General features: G+C 73.3%; 23 protein-coding genes. 11 read left to right on the top strand and 12 right to left on the bottom strand.

The genetic code is table 11. The features are described from left to right. The first annotated feature begins 193 nt into the window (after nucleotides 1-193). From VK501_RS28105 to VK501_RS28070, 8 genes are all read left to right on the top strand, one after another. Nucleotides 194-1537 carry a 6-phospho-beta-glucosidase gene (locus tag VK501_RS28105; RefSeq protein WP_324343369.1) on the top strand — a complete coding sequence of 448 codons (1344 nt, stop codon included), beginning with the start codon at nucleotides 194-196 and terminating at the stop codon, nucleotides 1535-1537. After that, nucleotides 1534-2451 (top strand): carbohydrate kinase family protein, encoded by a 918-nt coding sequence (locus VK501_RS28100; RefSeq protein WP_324343368.1) that lies wholly within the window; start codon nucleotides 1534-1536, stop codon nucleotides 2449-2451. Before VK501_RS28105 ends, VK501_RS28100 begins: the two co-directional genes overlap by 4 nt. Beyond that, complete coding sequence (locus VK501_RS28095; RefSeq protein ID WP_324343367.1) at nucleotides 2448-3797, top strand: extracellular solute-binding protein; 1350 nt, start codon at nucleotides 2448-2450, stop codon at nucleotides 3795-3797. Before VK501_RS28100 ends, VK501_RS28095 begins: the two co-directional genes overlap by 4 nt. A gap of 1 nt (nucleotide 3798) precedes the next feature. Further along, nucleotides 3799-4752, top strand: coding sequence for a sugar ABC transporter permease (locus tag VK501_RS28090; protein WP_324343366.1), 954 nt, complete (start codon nucleotides 3799-3801; stop codon nucleotides 4750-4752). Next, the gene (locus VK501_RS28085; protein WP_324343365.1) at nucleotides 4749-5567 is read left to right on the top strand and encodes a carbohydrate ABC transporter permease; all 819 of its coding nucleotides are present in this window, start codon (nucleotides 4749-4751) and stop codon (nucleotides 5565-5567) included. Before VK501_RS28090 ends, VK501_RS28085 begins: the two co-directional genes overlap by 4 nt. Before the next feature lie 3 nt (nucleotides 5568-5570). Further along, entirely contained in the window at nucleotides 5571-6677 is a 1107-nt protein-coding gene (locus VK501_RS28080; protein WP_324343364.1) for a sn-glycerol-3-phosphate ABC transporter ATP-binding protein UgpC, read from the top strand. A 237-nt stretch (nucleotides 6678-6914) separates the two neighbouring features. Next, nucleotides 6915-10019 (top strand): PIG-L family deacetylase, encoded by a 3105-nt coding sequence (locus VK501_RS28075; RefSeq protein WP_324343363.1) that lies wholly within the window; start codon nucleotides 6915-6917, stop codon nucleotides 10017-10019. A gap of 137 nt (nucleotides 10020-10156) precedes the next feature. Next, a complete protein-coding gene (locus VK501_RS28070; protein WP_324343362.1) occupies nucleotides 10157-10927 on the top strand; it encodes a DeoR/GlpR family DNA-binding transcription regulator in 771 nt (256 codons plus the stop codon). 15 nt (nucleotides 10928-10942) lie between these two features. Here the strand turns inward: VK501_RS28070 and VK501_RS28065 are convergent, their stop codons facing one another. The 10 genes from VK501_RS28065 to VK501_RS28020 form a co-directional block, all read right to left on the bottom strand. Beyond that, nucleotides 10943-11617 (bottom strand): response regulator transcription factor, encoded by a 675-nt coding sequence (locus VK501_RS28065; RefSeq protein ID WP_324343361.1) that lies wholly within the window; start codon nucleotides 11615-11617, stop codon nucleotides 10943-10945. Then, complete coding sequence (locus VK501_RS28060; RefSeq protein ID WP_324343360.1) at nucleotides 11614-12801, bottom strand: sensor histidine kinase; 1188 nt, start codon at nucleotides 12799-12801, stop codon at nucleotides 11614-11616. Before VK501_RS28060 ends, VK501_RS28065 begins: the two co-directional genes overlap by 4 nt. A gap of 40 nt (nucleotides 12802-12841) precedes the next feature. Continuing rightward, on the bottom strand, nucleotides 12842-13669 hold the full coding sequence (locus tag VK501_RS28055; protein ID WP_324343359.1) for a hypothetical protein: 828 nt from the start codon (nucleotides 13667-13669) through the stop codon (nucleotides 12842-12844). Further along, nucleotides 13666-14610 (bottom strand): ABC transporter ATP-binding protein, encoded by a 945-nt coding sequence (locus tag VK501_RS28050; protein ID WP_324343358.1) that lies wholly within the window; start codon nucleotides 14608-14610, stop codon nucleotides 13666-13668. Before VK501_RS28050 ends, VK501_RS28055 begins: the two co-directional genes overlap by 4 nt. An 83-nt stretch (nucleotides 14611-14693) precedes the next feature. Beyond that, nucleotides 14694-15899, bottom strand: a complete 1206-nt coding sequence (locus VK501_RS28045; RefSeq protein ID WP_324343357.1) for a hypothetical protein — start codon at nucleotides 15897-15899, stop codon at nucleotides 14694-14696. After that, the gene (locus VK501_RS28040) at nucleotides 15896-16945 is read right to left on the bottom strand and encodes a kelch repeat-containing protein (RefSeq protein ID WP_324343356.1); all 1050 of its coding nucleotides are present in this window, start codon (nucleotides 16943-16945) and stop codon (nucleotides 15896-15898) included. The genes VK501_RS28045 and VK501_RS28040 overlap by 4 nt, the downstream gene beginning before the upstream one ends. Before the next feature lie 186 nt (nucleotides 16946-17131). After that, complete coding sequence (locus tag VK501_RS28035; protein WP_324343355.1) at nucleotides 17132-19780, bottom strand: ABC transporter permease; 2649 nt, start codon at nucleotides 19778-19780, stop codon at nucleotides 17132-17134. Further along, nucleotides 19768-20472, bottom strand: coding sequence for an ABC transporter ATP-binding protein (locus VK501_RS28030; RefSeq protein WP_324343354.1), 705 nt, complete (start codon nucleotides 20470-20472; stop codon nucleotides 19768-19770). The genes VK501_RS28035 and VK501_RS28030 overlap by 13 nt, the downstream gene beginning before the upstream one ends. Beyond that, on the bottom strand, nucleotides 20469-21140 hold the full coding sequence (locus tag VK501_RS28025; protein ID WP_324343353.1) for an ABC transporter ATP-binding protein: 672 nt from the start codon (nucleotides 21138-21140) through the stop codon (nucleotides 20469-20471). Before VK501_RS28025 ends, VK501_RS28030 begins: the two co-directional genes overlap by 4 nt. Next, entirely contained in the window at nucleotides 21137-21709 is a 573-nt protein-coding gene (locus tag VK501_RS28020; RefSeq protein WP_324343352.1) for a hypothetical protein, read from the bottom strand. The genes VK501_RS28025 and VK501_RS28020 overlap by 4 nt, the downstream gene beginning before the upstream one ends. 100 nt (nucleotides 21710-21809) lie before the next feature. On the opposite strand from VK501_RS28020, the gene VK501_RS28015 reads away from it, so the two are divergent. Genes VK501_RS28015 through VK501_RS28005 form a run of 3 tightly spaced genes read left to right on the top strand, consistent with a single transcriptional unit; the run spans nucleotide 21810 to nucleotide 24681 of the window. After that, the gene (locus VK501_RS28015; protein WP_324343351.1) at nucleotides 21810-22490 is read left to right on the top strand and encodes a response regulator transcription factor; all 681 of its coding nucleotides are present in this window, start codon (nucleotides 21810-21812) and stop codon (nucleotides 22488-22490) included. Continuing rightward, nucleotides 22487-23779 carry a HAMP domain-containing sensor histidine kinase gene (locus tag VK501_RS28010; RefSeq protein WP_324343350.1) on the top strand — a complete coding sequence of 431 codons (1293 nt, stop codon included), beginning with the start codon at nucleotides 22487-22489 and terminating at the stop codon, nucleotides 23777-23779. Before VK501_RS28015 ends, VK501_RS28010 begins: the two co-directional genes overlap by 4 nt. Before the next feature lie 38 nt (nucleotides 23780-23817). Next, nucleotides 23818-24681, top strand: a complete 864-nt coding sequence (locus VK501_RS28005) for a ZIP family metal transporter (protein WP_324343349.1) — start codon at nucleotides 23818-23820, stop codon at nucleotides 24679-24681. On the opposite strand, the gene VK501_RS28000 is transcribed toward VK501_RS28005, so the two are convergent. Both VK501_RS28000 and VK501_RS27995 read right to left on the bottom strand, forming a co-directional pair. Further along, entirely contained in the window at nucleotides 24666-24890 is a 225-nt protein-coding gene (locus VK501_RS28000) for a hypothetical protein (RefSeq protein WP_324343348.1), read from the bottom strand. The two genes, VK501_RS28005 and VK501_RS28000, sit on opposite strands and share 16 nt — an antisense overlap. Beyond that, complete coding sequence (locus VK501_RS27995) at nucleotides 24887-25621, bottom strand: hypothetical protein (RefSeq protein WP_324343347.1); 735 nt, start codon at nucleotides 25619-25621, stop codon at nucleotides 24887-24889. The genes VK501_RS28000 and VK501_RS27995 overlap by 4 nt, the downstream gene beginning before the upstream one ends. Nucleotides 25622-25642: the final 21 nt, after the last annotated feature.

Here is a 25642-nt window from a genome sequence, read left to right as displayed (position 1 = left end):
GGCGACACGTCTTCGGTCAATATCGCACACGGCAGTGTGCGATTCTGTTATAGCTTCCGGCTGTGACGGAGGAGGTCGTCGCGCAGGGTCCGCGTCTGCGGACCCGACGCCATCGACCACAGCCCACCGACACGGCCGTTCCGGCGACCCGCCGTGCGGCCATCGACGAAGCCGGGATCGAGGTAACCATCGTATGAAGCTGACCATCGTCGGGGGCGGGGGCTTCCGCGTGCCGCTCGTCTACACGGCACTCCTCCGCGCCCGGGATCGCCTGGGGCTCGAGGAGATCGTGCTCCACGACCTCGAGCAGTCGCGTCTGGACCGGATCGCCCCCGTGCTGTCCGGCCTCGCGATCGAGCACGGCGTGCAGCTTCCGTTCCGGTCGACCACCGACATCGTCGACGCCGTGGACGGCGCGAGCTTCGTGTTCTGCGCGATCCGCGTCGGCCAGCTCGAAGGACGGGTGGTCGACGAGAGCGTCCCGCTCGACCTCGGCGTCCTCGGCCAGGAGACCACGGGCCCGGGCGGCATCTGCTTCGCCCTGCGCACGATCCCGGTGATGATGGAGCTCGCCGAGGTCGTCCGCGAGCACGCGCCGCAGGCCTGGCTCATCAACTTCACCAACCCCGCGGGCATGGTGACGGAGGCGGTCCAGCAGGTCGTCGGCGACCGCGCCATCGGCATCTGCGACTCGCCTGCCGGCATGTTCCGCCGCGTCGCGCGCGCGCTGGGCCGCGACCACGAGGATCTGTGGTTCGACTACTTCGGGCTCAACCACCTCGGCTGGCTGCACGGTGTGCGCGACAGCGAGGGCGAGCTGCTGGGCCGCGTGCTCTCCGACGACGCGGCGCTGGACACCTTCGAGGAGGGCCGGCTCTTCGGGGGCGACTGGCTGCGGACGCTGGGGATGATCCCCAACGAGTACCTCTACTACTTCTATTACAACTCCGACACGGTCCGGGCGATCCTCAACAGCCCGGCGTCGCGCGGCGCGTTCCTGCTCGACCAGCAGGCCGAGTTCTACGCGGAGGGCGAGCAGGCGCCGCAGGTCGCGCTCGCCAGCTGGCGAGCGACGCGCCACGACCGTGAGCGCACCTACATGGCCGAGGCGCGCGACGCCGCGGGCGTGGCGTGCGAGCACGAGCTGGACGAGAACGGCGGCTATGAGCACGAGGCGATGGCCGTGCTGGAGGCCATCGCGCTCAACAGCCGCGTGGTGCTGACGCTCAACACGGCCAACCGGTCGGCGCTCTCGTTCCTGGACGACCGGGCCGTCGTCGAGGTCCCGTGCATCGTCGGCCGCTCGGGCCCGGTGCCCGTCGCCGTCGGCGAGGTCCCGGCCCATGCCCGCGCGCTGGTGCAGACCATGAAGGACGTCGAGCGCACGACGATCGAGGCGGCCACGACCGGCTCGCGGCAGCTGGCGATCAAGGCCCTTGCCCTGCACCCGCTCGTCCCCTCGGTCACCACCGCGCGCGACATCCTCGACGGCTACTGCGCGCAGCTCCCGGCGCTGAAGGAGGTCTTCGGCGCGTGAGCGTGGACGTGGCGTGTGGGGAGCCGGCCTTCCTCGACCTGACGTTCGCCGGGCTCGACGCGCTCCCGGGCGCGGGTGAGGAGCGCTTCGCCCGCGATCTGCTGCGGTCGCCGGGCGGCGGCGCGACGATCGCCGTCGGCGCCGCGCGCCTCGGCCTGTCGGTCGCGCTCGCGTCGCCGCTGGGCCGCGATGCCGACGGCGCCGCCCTGCGCGCCGCGCTGGAGGCCGAGGGCATCCGGCTCAACTCGCGCACGGTGGCGCGCACGGCCGTCACCGCGGTGATGCCGGTCGCGGGCGAGCGGGCGATGGCCTCGTTCCAGCCCGACCTCGCGCTGCGCGCCGCCGACCTGGAGGAGCATCACCCGCGCGCGGCGATCCTGTCGCTGACGCGCATCGGGTGCGCCCCGGCCGGGGCCGACCTGTACGCCATCGCCGGCGACGAGGACGCACGCCTGTACGGCGACGGCCTGCCGCTGGGCGTCTCCGCCGCCCGGGCGCTCGTGCTCAACGCGCGTGAGGCGCTGGCCCTGACCGGCGCCTCGGACGTCGCCGCGGCGGCCCGGATCCTCGCCGCCGACGCTGCCCGCGTGGTCGTCACGTGCGGTCGCAATGGCGCCGTGTCGGTCCAGGGCGGCGAGCTGCTGGAGGTGCCGGGCTTCGCGGTCGAGGCCGTCGACACCACCGGCGCGGGAGATCTCTTCACCGCAGCGTTCACCTGGGCCGACCTCGGCGGTGCGCCGCCGCGGGACTGCCTGGCGTGGGCCTGCCTGTACGCGGCGCTCTCGGTGCGGGTCAGCACCGCGATGGCCGGCGCCGCATCGATCGACGTGCTCGCCGAGGCGGGCGCACAACGAGGGCTGGCGCTGCCGGCCCGCTACTCATCCGTGCAGCACGAGGAGGAGACACCGCAATGAAGCTTTCGAGGATGTTCGCGCCGCTGGTCGTGGCGGGGGCGACCGCCCTGGCCGTCGGCTGCGGCGGCACGCCGGGCGGCTCGTCCGACAACGCCAAGACGCAGACGACGGCCAGCGCCAAGCCGGACGTGGCCAAGGCCGGCAACGTGACGTTGACGGTCTGGGACCAGGAGGTCCGCGGTGGTCAGGCGGCGCAGATCAAGCGCCTCAACGGCGAGTTCATGGCCAAATACCCCAACGTGAAGATCAAGCGCGTGGCGAAGTCCTTCGAGGACGTCAACACGACGTTGAAGCTCGCGGTGTCCGGCCCGAAGGCTCCGGACGTCGTCCAGGCCAACCAGGGCCTCGGCGTCATGGGGCAGCTGGTCAAGGCCAAGCTGATCCGGCCGGTCGACGACTACGCCAAGATCTACGGCTGGGCCGATCGCTACCCGAGCCTGCTGCTCGACCTCAACAAGTTCGAGCCGACCGGCACCACGTTCGGCGCGGGCAGCCTGTACGGCCTCTCGCAGATGGGCGAGATCGTCGGCGTGTTCTACAACAAGAAGAAGGTCACCGCGGTTCCCAAGACGCTGGCCGAGTTCGAGCAGCAGGTCGCCGACGCCAAGGCGCAGGGCGACGTGCCGGTGCAGTTCGGCAACCTCGACAAGTGGCCCGGGATCCACGAGTACGAGACCCTGCTCGGCCAGACCGCCGACAAGCAGGCGGTCCGCGACTTCGTGTTCCAGAAGTCGGGTGCCTCGTTCGACACGCCGGCGTTCACCGAGGCGGCGACCAAGCTGCAGGGGTGGGCCAAGAGCGGCAACTTCACGCCGGACTTCAACGGCGTGGGCTATGACCCGGCGTGGAAGCGGTTCTCCGGTGGCAAGGGCCGGTTCCTGATCGCGGGCACGTGGTTGGTCGCGGACCTCTCCAAGCGCATGGGCGACAACGTGGGCTTCTTCCTGATGCCCGGCGCCGACGCCGGCGCCGATCCGGTCGCGCTCGGCGGCGAGAGCCTGCCGTTCACGATCACCAGCAAGGCCAAGAACCCCGATGTGGCAGCGGCGTACATCGACTTCCTGACGGACGCCAACGCGCAGAAGGCGCTGTCCGAGACCGACAACCTGCCGGCGATGAAGAGCGATGCTCCGTCGGCGACGACGGGCCTCCTGGGCGAGGTGGCCACGGCCTGGACGACCCTCGGCAAGGCCGACGGGCTGATCCCGTACCTCGACTACACGACGACGACGTTCTACGACGACATCTCGGCGGCGATCCAGAAGCTGCTGGCCGGGAAGACCTCGCCGGAGGACTTCAGCAAGAGCGTGCAGGGCAGCGTCAGCTCGGCGAAGGCGTCGAGCTGACATGAGCGCCCGCTCCTTCGTCACGTCCCCGGCGGCGGCGCTCGCCGCGCGCCGGGGGCGTGGCGACGAGCGGCCGCCGGGGGAGCCGCGGCGCATCGGCTACCTCTACCTGCTGCCGGCGCTCCTGGTCTTCGGGGCGTTCGTCCTCGCCCCGCTGGTGCACGCCTTCTGGCTGTCGTTGTTTGACTGGGACGGGATCACGGCGGGCCACTGGGTCGGGCTGCACAACTACCAGGACGTCCTCTCGGACCAGGCGCTGCGCACGGCGTTCGGCCACGCGCTGATCCTCCTCATCTTCTACGCGGGGCTGCCCGTGGCGATCGGCCTGATGCTGGCCGGCGTCATCGCGCGCGTCCAGGTCCGCGGGTTGCCGCTGTTCCGGGTGGTGCTGTTCCTGCCGCAGGTGGTGGCGATGGTCGTCGTCGCCGTGATGTGGCGGATGATCTACGACCCGGGCAACGGGCCGATCAACACCGCGCTGCGCGGCGTCGGGCTCGACGGCCTGGCCAAGTCGTGGCTCGGGGACTTCGGCGTGGCGCTGCCGGCGGTCGGCCTGATCGGCACCTGGGTGATGTACGGCCTGGCGATGGTGCTGCTGACCGCCGGGGTCCAGAAGATCCCGCCGAGCCTCTACGACGCCGCCCGCGTCGACGGCGCGGGCGCTGTCCGCGAGTTCCTCGCGGTGACGCTGCCCGCGCTGCGGGGCGAGATCGCCGTCGCGCTCACGCTGACGACGATCGCGGCGCTGCGCAACTTCGACCTGGTGTACATCACGACCAAGGGCGGCCCGGGGGACGCGACCTCGGTCCCGGCCTTCCAGGTCTACCAGCGGGCCTTCGAGACCGGCAAGGTCGGCTCGGCCGCGGCGATCGGCATCGTGCTCGCCGCGCTCATCTTCACGATCACCGTGGCGATCAACCGCGTCGCCGAACGAGGGACGGGAGCGCGCCGATGACCAGTCGCCGCGAGCAGTCGGTGGCCTACGCGATCCTCGGCGTGTTCTCGCTGCTGGCGATCCTGCCGATCCTCGGCATCGTCGTGACGGCGATGCAGCAGCCCGGCGGGCTGGCCGGCTTCGGGAGCTTCGACGGCTTCCACGTCGACAACTTCCGCCGGGCCTGGGAGCAGGGCAACTTCGGCAGCTACCTGAAGTCCAGCGGGATCGTGTCGGTGTCGGTGGTCGCGATCTCGACCGTGCTGTCGATCCTCGCCGGCTACGCCTTCGGCCTGATGCGCTTCCGCGGATCGGAGATCTTGTTCTACATCTTCCTCCTGGGGCTCATGGTGCCCATGGAGGCGATGATCGTCCCGCTGTACTACGACCTGCGCGACCTGCGGCTGACCGACACCTACTGGGCGCTGATCCTGCCGCAGGCGGGGACCTCGATCGCGTTCGGCACGTTCTGGATGCGCGCGTTCTTCCGGACCGTGCCGCGGTCGCTGGTCGAGGCGGCGCGGATCGACGGGGCGTCGAGCTGGCTCGTGCTCTGGCGCGTGCTGATGCCGCTCGCGCGACCGGCCGTGCTGACCATGATGGTGCTGCTGTTCATGTGGACCTGGAACGAGTTCCTGCTGGCGCTCGTGATGGTCACCGACGAGGGCCTGCGCACGGCGCCGCTGGGCCTCAGCTTCTTCCAGGGCCGCAACCAGGCCGATCTGACGCTGCTGGCGGCGGGCGCGTGCATCGTCGCCCTGCCGGTGGTCGTCCTCTACGTATTCCTCCAGCGCCACTTCATCCGGGGCATGCTCTCCGGTGCCGTCAAGGGGTAGAACATGGCCGACGTCCGGTTCTCGGAAGTCCACAAGCGCTACGGCGCCGTCGCGGCCGTCCGCGACCTCACGCTCGACATCGCCGACGGCGAGTTCATGGTCCTGGTCGGCCCGTCGGGCTCGGGCAAGACCACGGCCCTGCGCATGCTCGCGGGCCTGGAGTCGATCACCGCGGGCGAGGTGTACATCGGGCCGAAGAAGGTCAACGCGATCGCGCCGCGCGAGCGCGACATCGCGATGGTCTTCCAGGACTACGCGCTCTACCCGCAGATGACGGTCTTCCAGAACCTCGCGTTCGGCCTCAAGCGGCGCAAGACGCCCAAGGACCAGATCGAGCGGCGCGTGCGCGAGGCGGCCGCCGCCCTGGACATCGAGCGCTACCTTGACCGCAAGCCCGGCCAGCTCTCCGGCGGGCAGGCGCAGCGGGTCGCGCTGGGCCGCGCGCTGGTGCGCGACCCGCAGGTCTTCCTGATGGACGAGCCGCTGTCCAACCTCGACGCCAAGCTGCGCACGCAGACCCGCGGGGAGATCAAGCGCCTGCAGAAGGACGTCCGCACGACCACGGTGTACGTCACCCACGACCAGGTCGAGGCGATGACGATGGGCGACCGCATCGCGGTGATGCACGACGGCCGGCTCGAGCAGGTCGGCACGCCCGAGGAGCTCTACGAGCGGCCGGCCAACAAGTTCGTCGGCGGCTTCATCGGCAGCCCGGCGATGAGCTTCTTCGACGCCGAGGCGCGTGCCGAGCCGGCCGGTGGCGTGCGCTTGGCGTCCGGCCCGATCGACGTGGTGCTGCCGGGACGCGACACGCTGCCGGCGGCGGTCACCGTGGGCGTCCGGCCGGAGTGCGCGCGCCCGTGGACGGCGGACCGCACCGACCTGGCCGGGCCGATCGCGGGGCGCGTGGCCTACGTGGAGGCGCTGGGGCGCGAGACGTTCGTCGGGGTGGACGCCGGCGCCGCGCGCCTCGTCGTGCATTACGACGGCCGGGCGGCGCTGCTGCCCGGCGACGAGCTGACGTTCGGCGTGGTGCCGGCCGGCCTGCGGTACTTCGACGCCGAGACCGGCGCGGCGCTCGCCACACGCGGCGCGCCGATCGCGTCCTAGTGGGCGCGACCCACTAGCGCGGCGCTGTCCAAAGGTGTTCAAAGGTGTTGCGGCCTGCGTTGTCGCCTTCGAGCTGCCATCGGCCCTTTGGAACAACGGATGCGGGCCGATGCTTGACATGGGTGTCGGGGCCGGTCTAGGTTGGCACTACCACTCATCTGTTCGAACTCGTGCGAAGCTGTGAACGGGGGAGACGGGCGGTGGGGGTGCCTGTCCGTGGAACAAGGAGGAAGTGTCGTGAAGCGCTTCGGCGTGGTCCTGATGGCGTTGGCCATCGTCGCTCTCGGCCTGGCGAGCTCCGCGCTCGCGGCACCCGCGAGTCCCTACACGGCCAGCAAGGCCGTGAAGATCAACGTGATGGGCGAGTGGGCCCACCCCGACGACGACACGAGCATCATCGGCCCGTGCGGCGTGTGGCACCAGCGCTACGGCACCAAGTGCGGGATCATCATGGTCACGCGCGGCGAGGGCGGCGGCAACGGCGCCGGGACCGAGATCGGCCCGGCCCTCGGCCTGCGGCGCGAGAACGAGGACCGCGTCGCCCACTACCGGTCGGGCACCGTCGACGTCTTCAACCTGGACCGCGTCGACTTCTTCTACAACCTGAGCGCGCCGCTGACCCAGCACTTCTGGGGCGAGGACGAGACGCTGCGGCGCATCACCCGGATCATCCGCATGACGCAGCCCGACATCTACATCGGGTTCACCCCGACGATCCAGGGCGCCGGCCACGGCAACCACCAGCAGGCGGGCCGCTACATCTGGGAGGGCATGCAGGCCGCGGCCGACCCGAGCATGTTCCCCGAGCAGCTCACCGGCCCCGACGCCCTGAGCACGTGGCAGGTCAAGAAGGTCTTCTCCGGCGGCTCGACCGCCGGCACCGGCGGCAGCGCGGCGGCCGCCGACTGCACCACGGGCTTCGTCCCCGCGGCCACGAACGTCGACACGGTCACCGGCGTCTGGCTCGGCTACGACTCGCCGTACACCTGGGCGCCCGGCAACATCCAGAACAAGCCGGCCGGCTCGGCGAAGTCGTGGGCGCAGGTCGCCTCCGAGGGTCGCCTGGCGTACCCGACGCAGAGCCGCACGATGCAGCAGGGCACCGCTGGCCCGAGCTGCTCGCGGTTCGGCCAGACCTACGCCACGGTGCCGTTCCAGCCCAACACCACCTCCGGCGGCGCGGCCAACCCGCTGGCCGGCAAGGACGACGCGATCCTCTACGGCGCGTCCGTCAAGGACCCGGGCGGGCTCCCGCTCGGCACCACGGAGCGCATCACGTTCTCCGACTTCTACAACGTGCCCGGAAAGCCGTTCACCGCGACGGTGCGCGTGAAGTCCGGCGGCGCGACCATCGCCGCCGGCACGGCCGCGCTGACCGTGCCCGCGGGCTGGACGGTGGACCAGGCCGGCAAGCCGATCGCGGCGATGACGTCCTCGGCGGAGAGCAGCGTGAGCTTCACGGTGACGCCGGCGGCGGGCGCCGCGCTGGACGCCAACCACAAGATCTCGGCGGTCGTGACCTCCGGCTCGGCGACGGGCTACACGGACGGCGTCGTCCGCGTCGTGTCGCCGGTCGAGGGTCGCCTCGAGCGCTGGGGAGAGTGGAAGGAGTACGAGGCCTGGGTCGAGAAGACCGCGCCGCTCGCGCGCCGGCTGGGCCGCTCGCAGGCGATGCAGTCGATGGGCGTGGGCGAGACCAAGACGATCACCGTGCGCGTGCACAACTGGTCGTCGGACACGCAGAGCGGTGACGTCTCGCTGACGCTGCCGTCCAACATCACCGCGACGTCGTCCACCAAGCCCTATGGGCCGCTGGCCGCCGGCGCCGAGGCGACGGTCGAGTTCGTCCTGACCAACACCGACGGCTCGCTGCCGGGCAACCAGCTGTCGACGATCGGGATCGCGACCTCCCACGACCAGCCGAGCACGGCTTCGTCGTCGGAGACCATGACGATCGCCATCGTGCCGACCACGACGATCCCGAAGGCCGCCGCGGCTCCGACCGTCGACGGCACCGAGGGCGCGGGCGAGTACGCCGGCCCCGCGATCGACATCGGCAAGTACTGGGAGGGCGGCAAGACCTGCACGCCCGCCGGCGTCGACTGCGGCTCGGCCGGGACGGTCGGCGGCGCCACGAGCAGCTGGGCGAAGATGACCCACGCGAGCGACGCCCTGTACTTCTACATCCACGTGCAGGACGACTACCAGGGCTACGCCGTCTCCCCGTCGGAGTGCGTCGCGCACTGGCTGGCGGACTCGGTCGAGATCCTGATCGATCCGCGCGGCGACGCGAACGCGACGACGCTCGACACCGCCAACACGTTCAAGCTGGGGATCTTCCCCTACACCAACGACCCGCAGAACACGAACGGCAACGGGGCCAACGGGCCGTGCTGGTCGCGTGACGCCGACAACCACCAGGGCTACTCGACCGGGCCGCTGGCCGACACGGTCGCCGAAGCCCCGAACGCGCCGGGCGTCCAGGTCGCATCGACCGCCAAGTGGGTCGGGACGAACCAGACGACGGTCAGCCACTCCTACGGGGGCGGCTACGACCTCGAGGTCAAGATCCCGCTCGCCGATCTGCCGGCCGCGGTCGATCCCGACAACATGGCGTTGAACATCACGCCGTACGACAACGACAACAACGCCGCGGCGGGCACGACGGCGCTGCGCCACATCGACGCCAACCAGACCCGTCTGGCCTGGTCGGGCATCAACGGCGTGCAGGCCGCGCCGTACCGCTGGGGCCACGCCAAGATGGCCGACTACACCCCGCCCGCCGGCCGTCCGACCACGCCGGCCGACCCGACGGTGTCGAGCTCGAACCTGGACGGGACGATGTCCCCCCAGACGATCGCGCAGTCGGCGCGCAACGGCGTGCCGATCGCGGGGCGCAAGCCGGCCCCGGCGGGCAACCGCCTGGCGATCGACGACGTCAAGCTCAAGGCGGGCTCGGCCGAGATGAAGATCACGTCGACCGGATCCGGTACCGCGCGCGTGTACCTGTGGTCGGGCCCGACCGGGTTCATCCCGGTGTACACGAGCAGCTGCCCGGCGCCCGGCCCCGACAGCTCGCTCGCCGACCTGGCGAGCTTCGGGTTCGACGCCTGCGCGCTGACCGACGGCGGCTACCCGGCCTGGGGCACGGACCAGAGCGGCCGGGTCGTGGACTCGCGGACGGTCGCGGTGAGGCGCGGGACCCAGCACGTGAAGATCCGGCTGGACGCCGCCGGACGCGCGAAGCTGGCCAAGGACGGGACGGCGCTCGTGTCCTACCTGACCCCCGACGACGAGGTCCAGGCCTTCGCCCTGCCGCTGGCCCGGCCGCACGGGCGCTGACCGTCCCGCAGGGGACACCCCCGCCTGGAGGTCCGGTCTCCTCACCGGGCCTCCAGGCGGCTCCTACGGGGGATCACTGAGAGATCCCCTGTGGCCCGTCCGGCTCTGATACAAGTCGGTCGCCGCCCACTTCTGCGATGAGCACCCCGAGCCCCCGCCACACCATCCCGGCCCAGCGGCAGCAGGACATCCTGCGCGCCGTCCGCTCTGGGTCGACCCACGTCTCGGACCTGGCCGCCAGCTTCGGCGTGTCGGAGATGACCGTCCGGCGCGACCTGCGCGCGCTGGCGCGCGCCGGGCGCCTCGAGCGCGTCCGCGGCGGCGCGGTCAACGCGACCAGCGAGCGGCCGTTCGACGAGATCGTCGTCGAGCGCCTCGAGGCCAAGGACCGCATCGGCGCCGCCGCGGCGGCGATGGTCCAGGACGGCCAGACGGTGATGATCGACATCGGCACCACCACGTTGCAGGCGGCGCGGCACCTGCACGGGCGCAAGATCACGGTGGTGACCACGAGCCTGGCGGTCTACGAGGAGCTCGTGCCCGATCCCGACATCGAGCTGATCCTCCCCGGCGGCCTGGTGCGCCGCAACTACCGGTCGCTCGTCGGCATCCTTGCCGAGAGCTCGCTGCGCCAGCTCAAGGCCGACCTGCTGTTCCTCGGCACGAGCGCCGTCGATCCCGAGATCGGCGTCTGGGACTCCACGATGGTCGAGGTCCCGATCAAGCGCGCCATGATCGAGGCGGCCGAGTCCGTGACGCTGCTCGCCGACGCCGAGAAGTTCGCGATGGCCGGCCTGGTGCGGGTGTGCGAGGCCGACGTGATCGACCGCATCGTCACCGACGCGCCGCCGCCCGAGGCCTGCGGCCCGGCGATCGCCGAGGGCGGCATCGACGTGATCGTCGGCTGATCGGCCGGACGGCGGTCAGGCCGAGCGTTCGACCAGGCCGCGCTCGTAGGCGTACACCACGATCTGGACGCGGTCGCGCAGCTGCAGCTTGGCCAGGATCTTGCCGACGTGCGTCTTGACGGTCGCCTCGGAGAGCACGAGCTCGTCGGCGATCTCCGCGTTCGACAGGCCCCGGGCCACGGCGGTCAGCACCTCGCGCTCGCGCGGCGTCAGCGCCTCACGCTCCGCGTCTGCGGCGCCCTCGACGCGCTGCGGATCGGGCAGCCGGTGGGCGAGGGTCGCCAGCAGCCGGCGCGTCGTGCTCGGCGCCACGACCGAGTCGCCGCTGGCGACGGCGCGGATCGCCGACAGGAGGTCGGCCGGCTGGGCGTCCTTGAGCAGGAAGCCGCTGGCGCCGGCGCGCAGGGCCGCGTAGGCGTACTCGTCGAGATCGAAGGTGGTGAGGATGATCACGCGCGAGCGCCGGCCGCGCTCGACGATCCGCCGCGTCGCCTCGACCCCGTCCATCCCGGGCATGCGCACGTCCATCAGGACGACGTCGGGTTCGAGCTCCCCGATGAGCTCCAGCGCCTCGTGGCCGTCGCTGGCCTCACCGACGAGCTCGAGGTCGGGCTGGGCGTCGAGCACCATCCGGAAGCCCATGCGCAGCAGCTCCTGGTCGTCGACGAGGACGATCGACGTCCGGCTCATGCCGGCGTCGCCTCGGCCGGGACGCCGGCGAAGGTGAGCCGGGTCCGGACCTGCCAGCCGCCGCCGTCGCGCGGGCCGGCCTCGACGAGGCCGTCGTAGACCGCGGCGCGCTCGCGCATCCCGCGCAGCCCGCCGCCCTCGGCCGCCGCGGCCGCCGGCTCGGGCCCGGAGTCGACGATCGTGATGCGCAGCTCGCCGGCGGCGAAGCCGAGCATGACGTGGGCGTCGGCGGTGGGCCCGCCGTGCTTGAGCGTGTTGGTCAGCGCCTCCTGAACGATGCGGTAGGCGGCGAGCTGCAGGCCGGCCGGGATCGCGTCGGCGGGCTCACCAGAGATGTCGTAGCGCACCGGGAGCCCCGCGCCGCGCACCTGCTCGACGAGCGCGTCGATCTGGTCGATGCCGGGCTGGGGCGCCAGCGCCTGCGGGCCCGGGTCCTCGCGCAGCACGCCGAGCAGCCGCCGCATCTCGGTCAGCGCCTGGCGGCCGGTCCGGGAGGCGGTGCGCATCGCATCCTCGGCGCGATCGGGCGCGTCACGCACCGCGTAGCTCGCGCCGTCGGCGAGGGCGATCATCACCGAGAGGTTGTGGGCGACGATGTCGTGCATCTCGCGCGCGATGCGCGAGCGCTCCGCGCCGGCGGCCAGCCGGCCCTGCTGGTCACGCTCGTGCTCCAGGCGCGCGGCGCGCTCCTGCAGCGTGGCCAGCAGCGCGCGGCGGTGCCGGACGTTGGTGCCGAGCACGCCCGCGGCGGTGACCATTGCCGAGAGGCCGACGAACGCCTCGAGCCAGTGCGGTTGCGCCCACCGGACGGCCGCGAGCACCACGCCGAGCTCCAGGAGGCCCCCCGCCAGCAGCATGATCCGCAGCGGCTGCGTGGCCGCGACCGTGTAGAGCGCCACGAGCAGCGCGGTGTCGCCGAAGGCACGCGCGCCCGTCGCCCACTGGATCAGCGCGACGACCGAGACCGCGGCGAAGACGCCGACCGGCCGGCGGCGGCGCAGCAGCAGCGGCAAGGCCAGCGCCACGGTGAACAGGCGGCCGCCTGCGCCGCCGGGCCGGTCGGGACCCGGCAGCGAGCCCAGGACGATGATCGCGGCCACGATCGCGACGTCCAGCAGCCACGGCCGCGCCGCGCCGAGCGCCATCAGGCGGTTCGGCCGCGGGTCCGGGCTGCTGGTGTTCACGTGGTCCACGGTAGCCCCGCCTCCGACGGGCAGGCGCCGATCAGGCGTCGCGCCGCAGCAGGCCCACGGCCGCCGCGCCGACCGCCAGCGCCGCGTAGCCGGCGAAGAGCGCGAGCCCGCCCCAGGGGGAGAGGTGGTTCGAGTTCTCGAACGTGCTGGTGGCGATGACGGTGCCCGCGTTGAGCGGCAGGTAGGGGCTGATGGAGTCCGCGACGCTGGCGGGGAGGATCCCGGTGATCCCGGGCAGGACGAACAGCAGGAAGACGAACAGCGCGATGCCGCCCGCGGTGTTGCGCACCAGCGCGCCGATGCCGGTCGTCATGACGCCGAGCAGCGTGAGGAAGAGCGCGGTACCGACGACGATCCGCAGCGCTCCAGGATCGCCGAGCGAGTGCTGCTGGCCGTGCTGGGTCACGATGGCCTGCACCGCGAAGAACGCGATGAACGAGGCCACCAGCGTCAGGACGAACGTCACGGCGGCAAACACGCCGATCTTGGCCCACAGCACCGGCAGGCGCTTCGGCACGGCCATGAAGCTCGAGCGGATCATGCCCGTCGAGTACTCACCCGCGATCACCAGGACGCCGAGGACGCCGACGGCCAGCTGGGCCAGGTGGTAGCCGCCGACGGCGGTGTCGAGCGAGTTGTAGGTGGCTCGCTCGTGCGGGGCCAGCTGCGCCCAGCGGCCCATCTGCACCGCGGCGACGAGGATCCCCAGGCCGGCCATGGAGACGAAGCCGGCCAGCAGCGACCAGCGCGTCGAGCGCAAGGTCATCAACTTGGTCCACTCCGAGCGGACGACGTTGCCCTGGGTGACCCGGCCGCGCGGCGCGGCGGCGGCTCGTTCGGTGAGTACGGCGGTGCTCATGCGGCGTGCTCCAGTTCGGTGGGGAGGCGGTCCAGGCCGGCGGCGTGGTACTCCACCGAGTCGCCCGTCAGGGCCATGAAGGCGTCCTCCAACGAGGCGCGATGCGGCGTCAGCTCGTGCAGCACGATGCCGTGCTGGGCGGCGATCGCGCCGATGCGCTCGCTCTCGATGCCCTGGACCTCCAGCACGCCGCGCTCGGCGCTGGCGACCGTGACGCCGTCGGCCGCCAGGGCGCTGCGCAGCTGCGCGGCGTCGGGCGTGCGCACGCGCACCGCGCCGTTGAGGGAGGCCTGCGCGACGATCTCGGCGACCGTCGTGTCGGCGATGAGCCGGCCGCGGCCGACGACCACGAGGTGCTCGGCCGTCAGGGCGATCTCGCTCATCAGGTGCGAGGAGAGGAACACGGTGCGCCCGTCGGCGGCGAGGCCCTTGAGGAGGTTGCGGATCCAGAGGATGCCCTCGGGGTCCAGGCCGTTGGCCGGCTCGTCGAGGATGACGGTGCCCGGGTCGCCCAGCAGCGCGGACGCGATGCCCAGGCGCTGGCCCATGCCCAGCGAGAAGCCGCCGACGCGCTTGCGGGCGACGTCCTCCAGGCCGACGAGCTCGATGACCTCGTTGACGCGGGTGCGGGCGATGCCGTGCGTCTGGGCCATGGCCAGCAGGTGGTGGTAGGCGGAGCGACCGGTGTGGATGGCGTGTGCCTCGAGCATCGCCCCGATCTCGTGCAGCGGCGCCTGCAGGTCCCGGTAGGCCTTGCCGTTGACCTCGACGCGGCCCGCGCTCGGGGCGTCGAGCCCGAGGATCATGCGCATGGTGGTGGACTTGCCGGCGCCGTTGGGGCCCAGGAAGCCCGTGACGATGCCCGGCTTGACGGTGAAGGTGAGATCGTCGACGGCGACCTTCTCCCCGTAACGCTTGGTGATGTGGTCGACTTCGATCATGTCCTCCATGATCGGCGAGAAGGCGCTCCGCCACCATCGCTCGTGAGGATGGACTTGCCTCCACCTCAGGTCGTAGACCGTGCTCATCGCAGGATGCCGGTGTGCCCGATCGAGTAGCGCCCGGGCTGCGGCCAGACGCACAGGCCGTGGGGGCCCCGCCCGACGCTGATCTTGTGCAGCAGCCGGCCGGTGCGGGTCGAGATGGCGTACACCTCGCTGTCGTAGCGACCGCTGAGCCACAGCACGCGGCCGTCGGCCGAGACGCCGCCCATGTCCGGCGAGCCGCCGCCCGGCAGGCGCCACCGGCGATACGGCCGGCGCGTGCGGAACGAGATCAGGCTGATCGTGCCCTCGTCGCGGTTGGAGACGTACAGCGTCCGCGAGTCACGGCTGGGATAGAGGCCGTGGGCGCCGCGGCCGGTGCGCTCGAACCGGATGACGCGCAGGCGGCGGGCGTCGAGGAGCCACACGCCGCCGGAGGCCATGTCGGCGACGTAGAACGTGCGGCCGTCGGGTGAGAGCTTGACGTCCTGGGGCATGGCGCCGCGCTTGAGGTCGATCGTCTTGACCACGCGCTCGGTGCGGAGGTCGACGACGACCATGCGGCCGGCGAACTCGCACGACGCCAGGGCGGTCCGGCCGTCGGCCGTGTAGTCCATGTGGTCGATCCCGGCGCAGGCGGGGATGGACAAGGACTTCTTCAGCCGCATCGTGTGCGGCGACCGGAAGTCCAGCGCGCGGTCGGCCTCGGCGACGACGATCGCGCGCCGGCCGTCGGCGGTGAAGTACAGGTTGTAGGGGTCGCGCACGGGCACGCGCCGGCCGTGGCGCCCGGTCCGTGGGTCGATCGGCGTCAGGGAGTTGCCGAGGTCGTTGGTGACCCACAGCGTCCGCAGGTCCCAGGACGGCGTGACGTGCTGCGGGTTGGCGCCGGTGTCGAAGTGGTCGACGATCCGGCCGCTGCGCTGGTCGATCACGTCGACGGTGCCCGAGACGCTGTTGGGGACGTAGACGCGCGCGGGGTCGCCGCGGACTTGGGGGGCGAGGAGGCCTGGGCGGCCCGCGGCGTAGACGTCGGTGCGAGCGAGGGGCGGCGGGATGCCGCCGGGTCGCAGCGGTCGGGCCGCAGCGCCGCCGCGGTGCGGGCGCGCCGCGGTGCTGGTCGGCGGGTCGCCGGCCGGCTGCCGGCCGGTGACCGTGCGCGCCGGGGGATCGGCGCCGCCGCCGCAGCCGGCCACCAGGCCGCAGACCGCCGCGAGGAGCAGCGCCCGCGCGCGCGGCACGCTCATCGCGCCGCCAGCGTCCACAGCTCGTCATGGACGCGGCCGGAGGCGTCGCGCCCGCCCGCGACCAGGACGTGGTCGCCGACCGTCACGGCGCCGAGGTCCGACAGCGCCAGCGGCAGCCGCCCGGCGCGCCGCGGCCGTCTGCCGGCGGGATCGACCGCCCAGATCGTCGCGCGCTGATGGGTCAGGCCGTCGCCGCGGCCGCCGAGCACGAAGAACGTCCCGCCCAGGACCGCGCCGGCGGCGTGGCCGAGCGGCGCCGGAAGCCGGGCGATCACCGTGACGCGATGACGTGCCGGATCGACCGACAGCACCTCGCGCCGCGCGTGGACGCCGTCGGTCCCGCCGGCGATCAGCAGCCGCCGCCCCACCGCCGCGACGGCCGCGTAGCGCAGCGGGTGCGGGAGCGTCGCCACGTCGCGTGCGGCGTGGCCGGGAACGATGGCGAGGACGGAGCGCAGGGGCGTGGTCGTGGTGTACCCGCCGATCACGTAGGCCGTCCCGCCGATCGTCGCCGCGCTCGTGTCCGACATCGCCACCGGCAGATGGCCGGCGGGGCGCACGGTGCCGCCGGGGCCCACGGCGGCGATCGTCGCGATCGGGCCCGCCGCGGTCCCGCCGCCGAAGACGTAGGCCTTGCCGCGCAGCGCGGCGGCGCCGAGGTCGTGGGCGGCCGCCGGGAGGTGGCCGACGAGCTTCGGTGCCCCGGGGGCGATCCGGACGACGTCGGCGACCGAGGCGTCGGCGGCGTCCAGGCCGCCGATGGCCAGGGCGTTCCCGCCGCCGGTCGCGGCGACGGCCGGGAGCTGGACGGGGGCGGGCAGGGTGCGGCGCGCGACGACGCGCAGATGCGTCGGGGCCGGGACGGCGGCCCGGGCGGTCGTCCGCGTCGCGGGGGCGGCCGGCCGCGTGGCAGCGGTCGACGCCGTGCCGGCACCGCCGGCGCCGCCGCACGCGCCCATCACGACCGCCAGGGCCAGCGCGACCCCGGCCGCGGCCGCGGCCTTCACGTCGTTCATGCCGAGGGCCGCCATGATGCGGTGATGCACGCGGCCGCGCCGCGCGACGCGCTGCCGGCGGTCGTCGGACAGCCGCCGCTCACCCGCGCCGCAGACGGCGGTAGGTCAGGACCGCCGTCAGGGCCACCAGCACGCCGATGGGATCGAGTTCGGAGAGCGACATCCTTCATGCATCGTCCGCCGAGTGCTCTGAACGCCGCCTGAACGACGGCATGGTCAGAGATCGCGGAGCTCGTCGATGGCCGGACGGCGCAGCGTCCGGAGGGTCAGGGCGCCTGCCGCGCCGACCGCGCCGACGGTCAGGACGACCACGCCGCCGAGGTAGGTCCAGGGGACCGACAGCACGTCGGGCGGCGGGTCGAAGACGCCCGTGAGCACCTTGACCAGCATGTCGGAGATGGCGACCGCGGTGACCGTTCCGAGGAGCAGCCCGCCGAGCGTGACGAACAGCGACTCGCCCCAGACGAAGCCGCCGAGCTGGCGGCCGCGGGCGCCGAGCGCGCTCGCGATGGCGAACGTGCGGCGGCGCTCCTGGAAGCCGAGGCCGAGCGCCAGGCCGGAGGCGGCGATCGCCAGGACCAGTGCGAAGCCCAGCTCGACCTTGGTCAGCCCGGACAGCTCGACGGCGGTGAGGTTCGACCCGATGACCTTGCGCTGGTTGACGATGTCGGTCACCTGGGCGGTCGTGCCGAGCTGTGCGCGCAGGCGCTGGGCCACGGTGCCGGGGTTCGTGCCGTCGGTCTGCACGAGGAACGCGCCCACGGCGTCGCTGCCGGTCGCCTTCGCCACGTAGCTCTGGTTGGCGACGAAGAACGAGTCCTTGGGCGCGGTGGGGAACTCCTTGGCGACGCCGACGTAGTGGAACGGAACCGTCTTGAAGGCCTTGGTCCTGCCGTCCTGAAGGCGCAGGTTGATGAGGTCGCCCGGCTTGAGCTGGAAGTCGTGGACGGTCTCGGCCGAGACCAGCACGCCGTCGGGGCGCTGCGCCAGGTTGTGCATCAACTGCTTGGCGGTGCCGCCCGAGAACCAGCCGTTCTGCAGCTTGCCCGCCGCGCCGATCGTGTCCGGGCGCACGCCGTAGAGGTCCTGGAGATCGGCGCCGACGTAGGCGAAGCGGTGCTGCAGCGGCTCGATGCTCTTGACGCCGTGGACCTTGGCCAGCTGCGCGGCGCCCTGCGGCCCGACGCGCACGCCGGGCGACTCGGTGACCGTGACGTCGGCGCCGTTGGACAGCCGGGCGTCGGCCTCGGCCTGGGCCTGGTAGGTGGAGTTGAACACCGCCGTCGAGCCGGCGAACGCGCCCGTCAGGGCGACGAGCGTGACGGCCTTGGCCAGCAGGCGCCGCTGGCGGCCCATCGTCGCCGAGACGGTCGGGGCCAGCTCGCCGGCGACCGGCCGCAGCGCGGCGGTCAACGTGCGGCGGCCGCGTCCGAGCACGAGGTCGGCGATGCGGTAGGCCAGCAGTCCGGCGCCGATCCACCCCAGCACGGGGGCCAGCAGGGCGTACCAGTTCACCGACACCTGCGGGATGCCCTCCGGGACGAGGACCAGGTTGTAGCCGTTCTTGGACGCCTGCCAGTAGACGAACCCGGAGCCTGCGAGGGCGGCGAAGTCCAGGCCGTAGCGCGCCCACCACGGGGCGCGGTCGCGGCGGCCGACCTGCGCGCGCTGGCCGGCGACGGTGAGCGACCGTGCGTCACGCCAGGCCGGCAGCGCGATCGATCCGGCGGCGATCACCAGCCCGGCGAGTGCGGCGCCGCCGCCCCACAGGACGGCCGACAGCGTCGAGGCGCCGAAGCTCGCGGTCCCGAAGGCCGAGGAGCCGATCACCAGCGCCGCGCCGAGGCCGACGACCACGCCGGCGCCGCCGGCGACCAGCGTCTCGGCGAGCGCGACGCCCACGAGCCGGCGCGTCGAGGCGCCGCGGGTGCGCAGCAGCGCTGCGTCGCGGCGGCGGCGGTCGGCCCCGGCCGACGCGATCGAGGCGGTCACCAGGCCGGCGAGGATCGCCCCGGGCACGCCGAGGAAGAGGAACAGCAGCTCGGCGTACAGCGCGTCCTGGCGGGCGGCGTCCAGCGCGGTGCCGAGGTTGTCGCCGACCAGCCCGCCGCCGGTGAGGTGCGTCTCCAGGTTGCGAGCGTTGCCCGACACCTGGGTGAAGGCGCTGTTGGGGCTGCCGGGGAGCTTGTGCGACAGCTGCGTGTGGATCTGGGTGGTGACGACCGCGCCGCGCTCGACGGTGTCGAAGATGCTCTGCGGCAGCAGGACCACGTTGTCGGGTGGCGCCTGCGGCTGGGCGCCCACGGGCGCGCCGACCTTCTGGAAGAGGGAGTCGATCGCCGGGAGGTCGACGATGCCGTCGACCTTCAGGCTGGTGGTCTGGCCCTTGCCGGTCTTGACGGTCACCGTGTCGCCGGGCCTGGCGTGGAGGTTGGCCGCCGTCTGCTGGTACAGGAGGACGCCGGTGCCGCTGCCGGAGAGGACGCGGATCTGGCCGGGGAACGCCTGGGCGTAGCCGTCGGGCAGGCCGAGCACCCTGCCGGGCCCGGTCTGCTGGGTCGAGCCGCCGCTGGTGGCCTGCAGGCCGGTGGTGGGGGCGAACGACACCGGCAGCGCGCGCTGCACCCCGGTCTGGTGGCGGACCTTGGCCAGGACGCCGGCGGGGTTGGCCCCGCTCTGGGCCTCGACCTGCCAGTCGACGGGGACCTGGCCGATGGCGCGCTGCGTCATCTGGGACGTCGTGGAGGACAGGAACGTGCCGATGGCGGCCAGCAGCGCCACGCCGACGGCGACCCCGGCGGCGGTGGACAGCAGGCGGGCGCGGCGGTGGGCGATCAGCCCGCGGATCCAGGTCAGCGCGACCATGAGGTCTCCTTGGCGTTGGGGATCGTGAGGCGGCCGCTGTGCAGCTCCCAGACGTCGGGCAGCCGTTCGGCGACGGTGAGGTCGTGCGTGGAGATGACGAGGGCGGCGTTCGCGTGCTCGGCGGCGGCGAGCAGCACGTCGACCACCGCGGCGCCGTTGGCGCGGTCGAGCTGGCCGGTGGGCTCGTCGGCGAGGATGAGGCGCGGCTCGCCGGCGAGGGCGCGTGCCACCGCGGCGCGCTGGGCCTGACCGCCGGAGATCTCCTCGGGCAGCTTGTCTGCCAGCTCGACCAGGTCGACGAGCTCGAGCGCGACGCGGGCGGCGAGGTGCGCGTCGCGGTCGGTCGCGCCCGCGAGCACGAGCGGCAGCGCGACGTTCTCCTCGATCGTCAGGGGCGGCAGCAGGCTGGGGCCCTGGAAGATCACGGCGACGGGCCCGGGACGCAGGGCGTCGCGGTCGCCGATCGCCGGCCAGGTGACCGAGCCGAGCGTCGGCGCGTCGAGCCCGGCCATGAGGTGCAGCAGCGTCGACTTGCCCGAGCCCGACGGGCCGACGAGCGCCAGGCGCGCGTGCGGCGCGACCTCGCAGTCGGTCGGCTGCAGCGCGACCGTGGCGGTCGCTCCGGTCCCGTAGGTCCGCGCCGCGCCCTCGCAGCGCACGAGCGGCTCGGTGGCGGTGGCGGTGATGCTCATGCGTCGACGACCTTTCCGTCGCGGAGGCGGATCTCGCGGTGCGCGAGCGCGGCGACCTCGGGGCTGTGGGTGACGATCAGGACGGCCGCGCCGCCGGCCGCCTGCGCGTGCAGGAGGTCGAGGACGCGCCGGGCGGTCGCCTCGTCGAGCTCGCCCGTGGGCTCGTCGGCGAGCAGCACCTTGGGCTGGTTGCCCAGCGCCACGGCCAGGCCGGCGCGGGCCAGCTCGCCGCCGGAGAGCTGCGACGGGCGCGCGTGGGCGCGCCCGGCGATGCCGCAGCGCTCCAGCACCTCGGCCCGCCACGCCGCGCCGTTCTCGCCGCCGCCGGCGAGCTTCTGGGCGATGGTGATGTTGTCGGCGACCGAGAGGTGCCCGACGAGGTTGGCCTGCTGGAAGAGCATCCCGATGCGCCGGGCGCGGACGCGGGCGCGCTCCTCCTCGGGGCGGCGGGAGATCCGCTCGCCGTCGACGCGGACGGCGCCGCCGTCGGGCTCGTCCAGGCCCGCCAGGCACGCCAGCAGGGTCGACTTGCCGGAGCCCGAGGGGCCTGTGACGGCGACGACCTCGCCGGCCTCCAAGGCCAGTGATACGCCTTGGAGGGCGAGCGTCTCGTCGTCGCCGGCGTGGAAGAAGCGGAAGAGGTGGTCGGCCTCCAGGACGGGGGTCATGCCGTCCACCGCACCGAGTCGGTGACGATGCGCCAGGGGTCGACGTTGTCTGCGCCCTTGGGCCCGCTGAGGGTGAGCACGGCCGACCGGCCGCCCTTCGTGAAGACGTAGCGCTCGACGGCGTCGGTCCCGGCCTTGCCCGTGACCGGGTTGGGCTGGGCCTTGGTCAGGTAGGTGAGCTTCTGCGCGGTGCCGGCGGCGCGCTTGACGGCGCTGGCCTTCCCGGCGTGCGCCGGTGGCGTGCCCTGCTCGAGCCGGATGGAGTTCAGCTTGTCGGTGAACGTGATCGCACCGCCGCTCTGCGTGCGCGACCAGCCCTCCGGGACCTTGACCGTGAAGCCCGCGCCGGGTGGCGCGTAGCGGACATAGGCCTGGTTGTCGGGGATGTCGCCGGCGGGGCTGGCCTCCGGCGCCTGGGCGGCCGGCGCCTTGGCCGCGGCGGTGGTCGTCGCGGCGGCGCTGCCGGAGGACGAGGACGAGCCGGAGCCGCAGCCCGCGGCGGCCAGGGCGGCGGCGGCGAGCGTGAAGGCGACGGCGAGGGGGCGGGAGCTGAGGGTCGAGGCAGGCACGGCGCCAACGTAGGCGCAGCGGTTGAGCACGCGGCCACGGCCAGGTCAACGCGAGGTCAGAACTCGCCGGTGGCGTGGGCGGGGCCCGTACGCTGCGGGCATGGCCGGCGCCGGCATCCTGCTCGTGGAGGACGACGAGGCGATCGCCTCGGGGCTCGTGCGCGTCTTCGGCAGCCAGGGCCATCCGGTCACGCGGCTGGCCCGTGGCGGCCCGGCGGTCGCGGCGGCGACCGAGGACATCAAGTTGGTCATCCTCGACCTCGGGCTGCCCGACATCGACGGCATCGACGTGTGCCGCCGCCTCCGCGCGGCCCGGCCCGACCTCGCGATCCTGATCCTCTCGGCGCGCGATCAGGAGCTCGACGTGGTCGCCGGGCTGGACGCGGGCGCCGACGACTACCTCGTCAAGCCGTTCCGGCTCTCGGAGCTGCTGGCCCGCGTCCGCGCGCACCTGCGCCGCGCGGGGCTGGCCGAGCCCGAGGACGACCGCGAGCCGCTGCGCGCCGGTGCCCTGGCCGTCGACCTCGGCGCGCGCCGGGCGTGGCGCGACGGCGACGAGCTCGAGCTGCGGCCCAAGGAGTTCGACCTGCTCGCGCTCCTGGTCGGCGAGGCCGGGCGGGCGGTGACCCGCGAGCGCATCATGCGCGAAGTGTGGGACACCGACTGGATGGGGTCGACCAAGACCCTGGACACGCACGTGCTCGCGCTGCGTCACAAGGTCGGCGCGGACGCGATCACGACCCTGCGCGGCGTGGGCTACCGGCTGGAGGACGGCGCGTGAGGCGCCGGCTCATCTGGGCGATCGCCGGCGTGTCCGCGGTCGCCGTCGTCCTGCTCGCGGTGCCGCTGGGCATCGTGTTGGGGCACAACTACCGCGACGAGGACCTGCTGCGGCTGCAGCGCGACACGATGGCCTCGACGCGGCAGATCGATGTCGGCGGCCGGCGCGGCGACCCGATCGAGCTGCCCGCGAGCGGCGACGTCCTCGGTGCCTACGACCGCTCGGGACGGCGCGTCGCGGGCAGTGGTCCGGCGCGGGCGCCGGCCGTCGTCCGCGCCGCGGTGCTGCGCGGCCGGCCCACCGACGAGACCGCCGGCGGCCGGCTCGTCGTCGCGGTGCCGCTGCTGCAGGGCGAGCGCGTCATCGGCGCGGTGCGCGCCGAGCGCAGCGGCGCGGGCGCGCGAGCCGACACCCGCGGAGCGTGGCTGGTGATCGCCGCCATCGCCGCGGCCATCATCGTGCTGGCGACGCTCGCCGCCGTGCTCGTGGCCCGCCGGCTGGCCCGGCCCCTCGAGGAGCTGGGCGCCTCGGCGCGCCGCCTCGGCGAGGGTGACTTCTCGGCGCGGGCGGCGCCCTCGGGCATCGCGGAGATCGACGCGGTCGGCGGCGCCCTCGACGCCACCGCCGGGCGCCTCGACGCGCTCGTCACCCGCGAGCGCGCGTTCACCAGCGACGCCTCGCACCAGCTGCGCACGCCGCTGCAGGCGCTGCGGATCGAGCTGGAGGCGATGGAGCTGCGGGGCGCGGCGCCGCCCGAGCTGCCGGCCGCCCTCGCCCAGGTCGACCGGCTCCAGGCGACCATCGAGACCCTGCTGGCCGTGGCGCGCGACACCTCGCGGCCGGAGACCACGACCGACGTCGGCGCGCTGCTGGACGCCGTGGGCGAGCGGTGGACGGGCCCGCTGGCGCGCGACGGGCGCCCGCTGCGGATCGTGCTCAGCGCCGGCGAGCATCCGGTGGCCGCCGCGTCGCCGGGCGTCGTCGGCGAGATCCTGGAGGTCCTGCTCGACAACGCCCACCGCCACGGCGCCGGCGAGGTCACCGTCTGCGCGCGGGCGGTCGACGGCTGGGTCGCGATCGACGTCGCCGACGAGGGACCGGGCCTCGGGGACGATCCCGAGCGCGCGTTCGTGCGCCGATCGGCGCACGCCGACGGCCACGGGATCGGACTGGCGCTCGCCCGCTCGCTGGCGCACGCCGAGGGCGGCCGGCTGACCGCGCGCGTCGGCGGCTCGCCCGTCCTGACGCTCATGGTCCGCGCCCGGCGGGATGGGTGTGGTAGGACTTAGGCGCGGCCGGTTAGGCCGCCCTAACCAGGAGTACGTCGATGTCGTTCGCAGAGACCGTCGCGCTGGGCGCGATCGCGGGATTCACCATCTTCCTCGGCCTTCCGATCGCCCGGATGCCGAACCTGGACAGCCGCGCGCGGGTCTCCCTGTCGATGCTGGCGGTCGGCATCCTCGCGTTCCTGTTCATGGACGTCGGCGCCGAAGGGCTGGGCATCGTGGAGTCGCACCTCGAGGCCTACAAGAGCCACGAGGCGTCGCTGTGGCCCGTCGTGGGGCGGTTCGCGCTGTTGAGCGCGGGCTTCCTGGCCGGCGTCGGCGGCATCGCCACCGTCCAGCGACGCTTGGCGCCGGGCGGCGCGAGCGTCGTGCCGCTGGCCGGCGGCGAGTCGGCGGCCGTCATGAGCGCCGCGGAGCGCCTCGAGCACGGACAGGCGCTGCACGCGATCGAGCGGCGGACGCTGCGCACCGGCATGACGATCGCCGCGGCGATCGGACTCCACAACTTCGCCGAAGGCCTCGCGATCGGCGTGTCAGCGAAGGCGGGCCAGGTCGGACTGGCGACGGTGCTGATCATCGGGTTCGCGCTGCACAACGCCACCGAGGGGTTCGGCATCGTCGGACCGCTGGGCAACGTGCGTCCCTCCTGGCGCTGGCTTGCCGTGGCCGGGCTGGTCGGCGGCGGCCCGACGTTCGTCGGCTCGATCGTCGGCTACCAGGTCACCAGCGACGCCCTGCAGTTGCTGTTCTTCGCCCTCGCCGGCGGCGCGATCATCTACGTGATCGGCGAGATCTGGTCCGGCGTCCGGCGCCTCGGGCACACCGAGCTCGGGCTCTACCTGCTCGGCGTCGGGTTCCTGCTCGGCATCGTCACCGACCTCGTCGTGGCCTACGGCGGCGCCTGACGCCGCCGAGCGCCGGAGCTTCGCGCGACGCTCACCACCAGGACCAGCGCGATCCCGGCGAGCAGCACGAACCCGCCGGCGGCGTGCCACGCGTCGTCCATCGCTGGCCGGACGACGAGCGCGACGACCAGCACGACCGCCGCGACGCCGAGCGGGAGCGTCCACGTCTCGCCGAGGATCAGCTTCCTCAGCGTGCGGAGGAAGCTCATGCGAGCCTCGGTGCGCGGGCGAGGCGGTGGGCCTGGGCCTGGCTGAGGGCGGCCAGGACCGCGACGAGGTAGAGCACCGCTGCATCGCCGCCGGGCCAGGCGACGTGGAGGCCCTCGGCGAGGAAGAAGGTGCCGAACGCGCTGAGCAGCACGCCGACGCCCCACTTGAGCTCGGTCTCGGGAATGCGCGAGAGCGGTTGGCGCAGCCAGGCCCCCGCGGCCAGCACGGCGACGCACGCGACCGCGGCGCCGACCAGCGCCGGCGCGGGACCGCTCGGCCGCGCGGCCAGGGCGGTCACGATGACCACGACCTCGACGCCTTCGAGCAGCACGCCCTTGAACGCGACCAGCCGTCCCGCCCAGTCCGGCCGCCCCGGCGGGGGCAGCGGCGCGTCCTCCAGTTCCTCCCGGGTCTCGACGAACTCCTGCATCGACGAGGCGCGCGAGCGCCGCCCGGCGAGTCGCAGGGTGCCCTTGCGCAGCCATTCGAGCCCGAAGAGCAGCAGCAGCGCGCCGATCACGACGCGCAGCGCGTCCAGCGGCACCGAGCCGAGGACGACCGGGCCGAGCACGGCGGCCAGTGCTGCGCAGGCCACGACCGCGCCCGCCGCGCCGATCAACGCGTCGCGCCAGCGGCGACTCACGGCGACGGCGAGCACGATCGCCAGCGCCTCGAGCAGCTCGACGCTGACCGCGACTCCCGCACCCAACGCCACCAAGATGAACGTCATGGTCCACTCAGCGTAGGGCGG

This window comes from Baekduia sp., from assembly GCF_035318805.1.
Classification (GTDB): domain Bacteria; phylum Actinomycetota; class Thermoleophilia; order Solirubrobacterales; family Solirubrobacteraceae; genus Baekduia.
Note: the sequence above shows the minus strand (reverse complement) of the source record. Positions and strands in the feature narration are given on the sequence as shown.

What these genes read in the sequence shown, in the direction of transcription:
- VK501_RS27995 (WP_324343347.1), bottom strand. Translation starts at nt 25,621, where the DNA reads ATGACGTTCATCTTGGTGGCGTTGGGTGCGGGAGTCGCGGTCAGCGTC.
- VK501_RS28035 (WP_324343355.1), bottom strand. Translation starts at nt 19,780, where the DNA reads ATGGTCGCGCTGACCTGGATCCGCGGGCTGATCGCCCACCGCCGCGCC.
- VK501_RS28105 (WP_324343369.1), top strand. Translation starts at nt 194, where the DNA reads ATGAAGCTGACCATCGTCGGGGGCGGGGGCTTCCGCGTGCCGCTCGTC.
- VK501_RS28025 (WP_324343353.1), bottom strand. Translation starts at nt 21,140, where the DNA reads ATGACCCCCGTCCTGGAGGCCGACCACCTCTTCCGCTTCTTCCACGCC.
- VK501_RS28005 (WP_324343349.1), top strand. Translation starts at nt 23,818, where the DNA reads ATGTCGTTCGCAGAGACCGTCGCGCTGGGCGCGATCGCGGGATTCACC.
- VK501_RS28080 (WP_324343364.1), top strand. Translation starts at nt 5,571, where the DNA reads ATGGCCGACGTCCGGTTCTCGGAAGTCCACAAGCGCTACGGCGCCGTC.
- VK501_RS28015 (WP_324343351.1), top strand. Translation starts at nt 21,810, where the DNA reads ATGGCCGGCGCCGGCATCCTGCTCGTGGAGGACGACGAGGCGATCGCC.
- VK501_RS28090 (WP_324343366.1), top strand. Translation starts at nt 3,799, where the DNA reads ATGAGCGCCCGCTCCTTCGTCACGTCCCCGGCGGCGGCGCTCGCCGCG.
- VK501_RS28070 (WP_324343362.1), top strand. Translation starts at nt 10,157, where the DNA reads ATGAGCACCCCGAGCCCCCGCCACACCATCCCGGCCCAGCGGCAGCAG.
- VK501_RS28045 (WP_324343357.1), bottom strand. Translation starts at nt 15,899, where the DNA reads ATGAGCGTGCCGCGCGCGCGGGCGCTGCTCCTCGCGGCGGTCTGCGGC.
- VK501_RS28050 (WP_324343358.1), bottom strand. Translation starts at nt 14,610, where the DNA reads ATGATCGAAGTCGACCACATCACCAAGCGTTACGGGGAGAAGGTCGCC.
- VK501_RS28085 (WP_324343365.1), top strand. Translation starts at nt 4,749, where the DNA reads ATGACCAGTCGCCGCGAGCAGTCGGTGGCCTACGCGATCCTCGGCGTG.
- VK501_RS28095 (WP_324343367.1), top strand. Translation starts at nt 2,448, where the DNA reads ATGAAGCTTTCGAGGATGTTCGCGCCGCTGGTCGTGGCGGGGGCGACC.
- VK501_RS28000 (WP_324343348.1), bottom strand. Translation starts at nt 24,890, where the DNA reads ATGAGCTTCCTCCGCACGCTGAGGAAGCTGATCCTCGGCGAGACGTGG.
- VK501_RS28055 (WP_324343359.1), bottom strand. Translation starts at nt 13,669, where the DNA reads ATGAGCACCGCCGTACTCACCGAACGAGCCGCCGCCGCGCCGCGCGGC.
- VK501_RS28065 (WP_324343361.1), bottom strand. Translation starts at nt 11,617, where the DNA reads ATGAGCCGGACGTCGATCGTCCTCGTCGACGACCAGGAGCTGCTGCGC.
- VK501_RS28030 (WP_324343354.1), bottom strand. Translation starts at nt 20,472, where the DNA reads ATGAGCATCACCGCCACCGCCACCGAGCCGCTCGTGCGCTGCGAGGGC.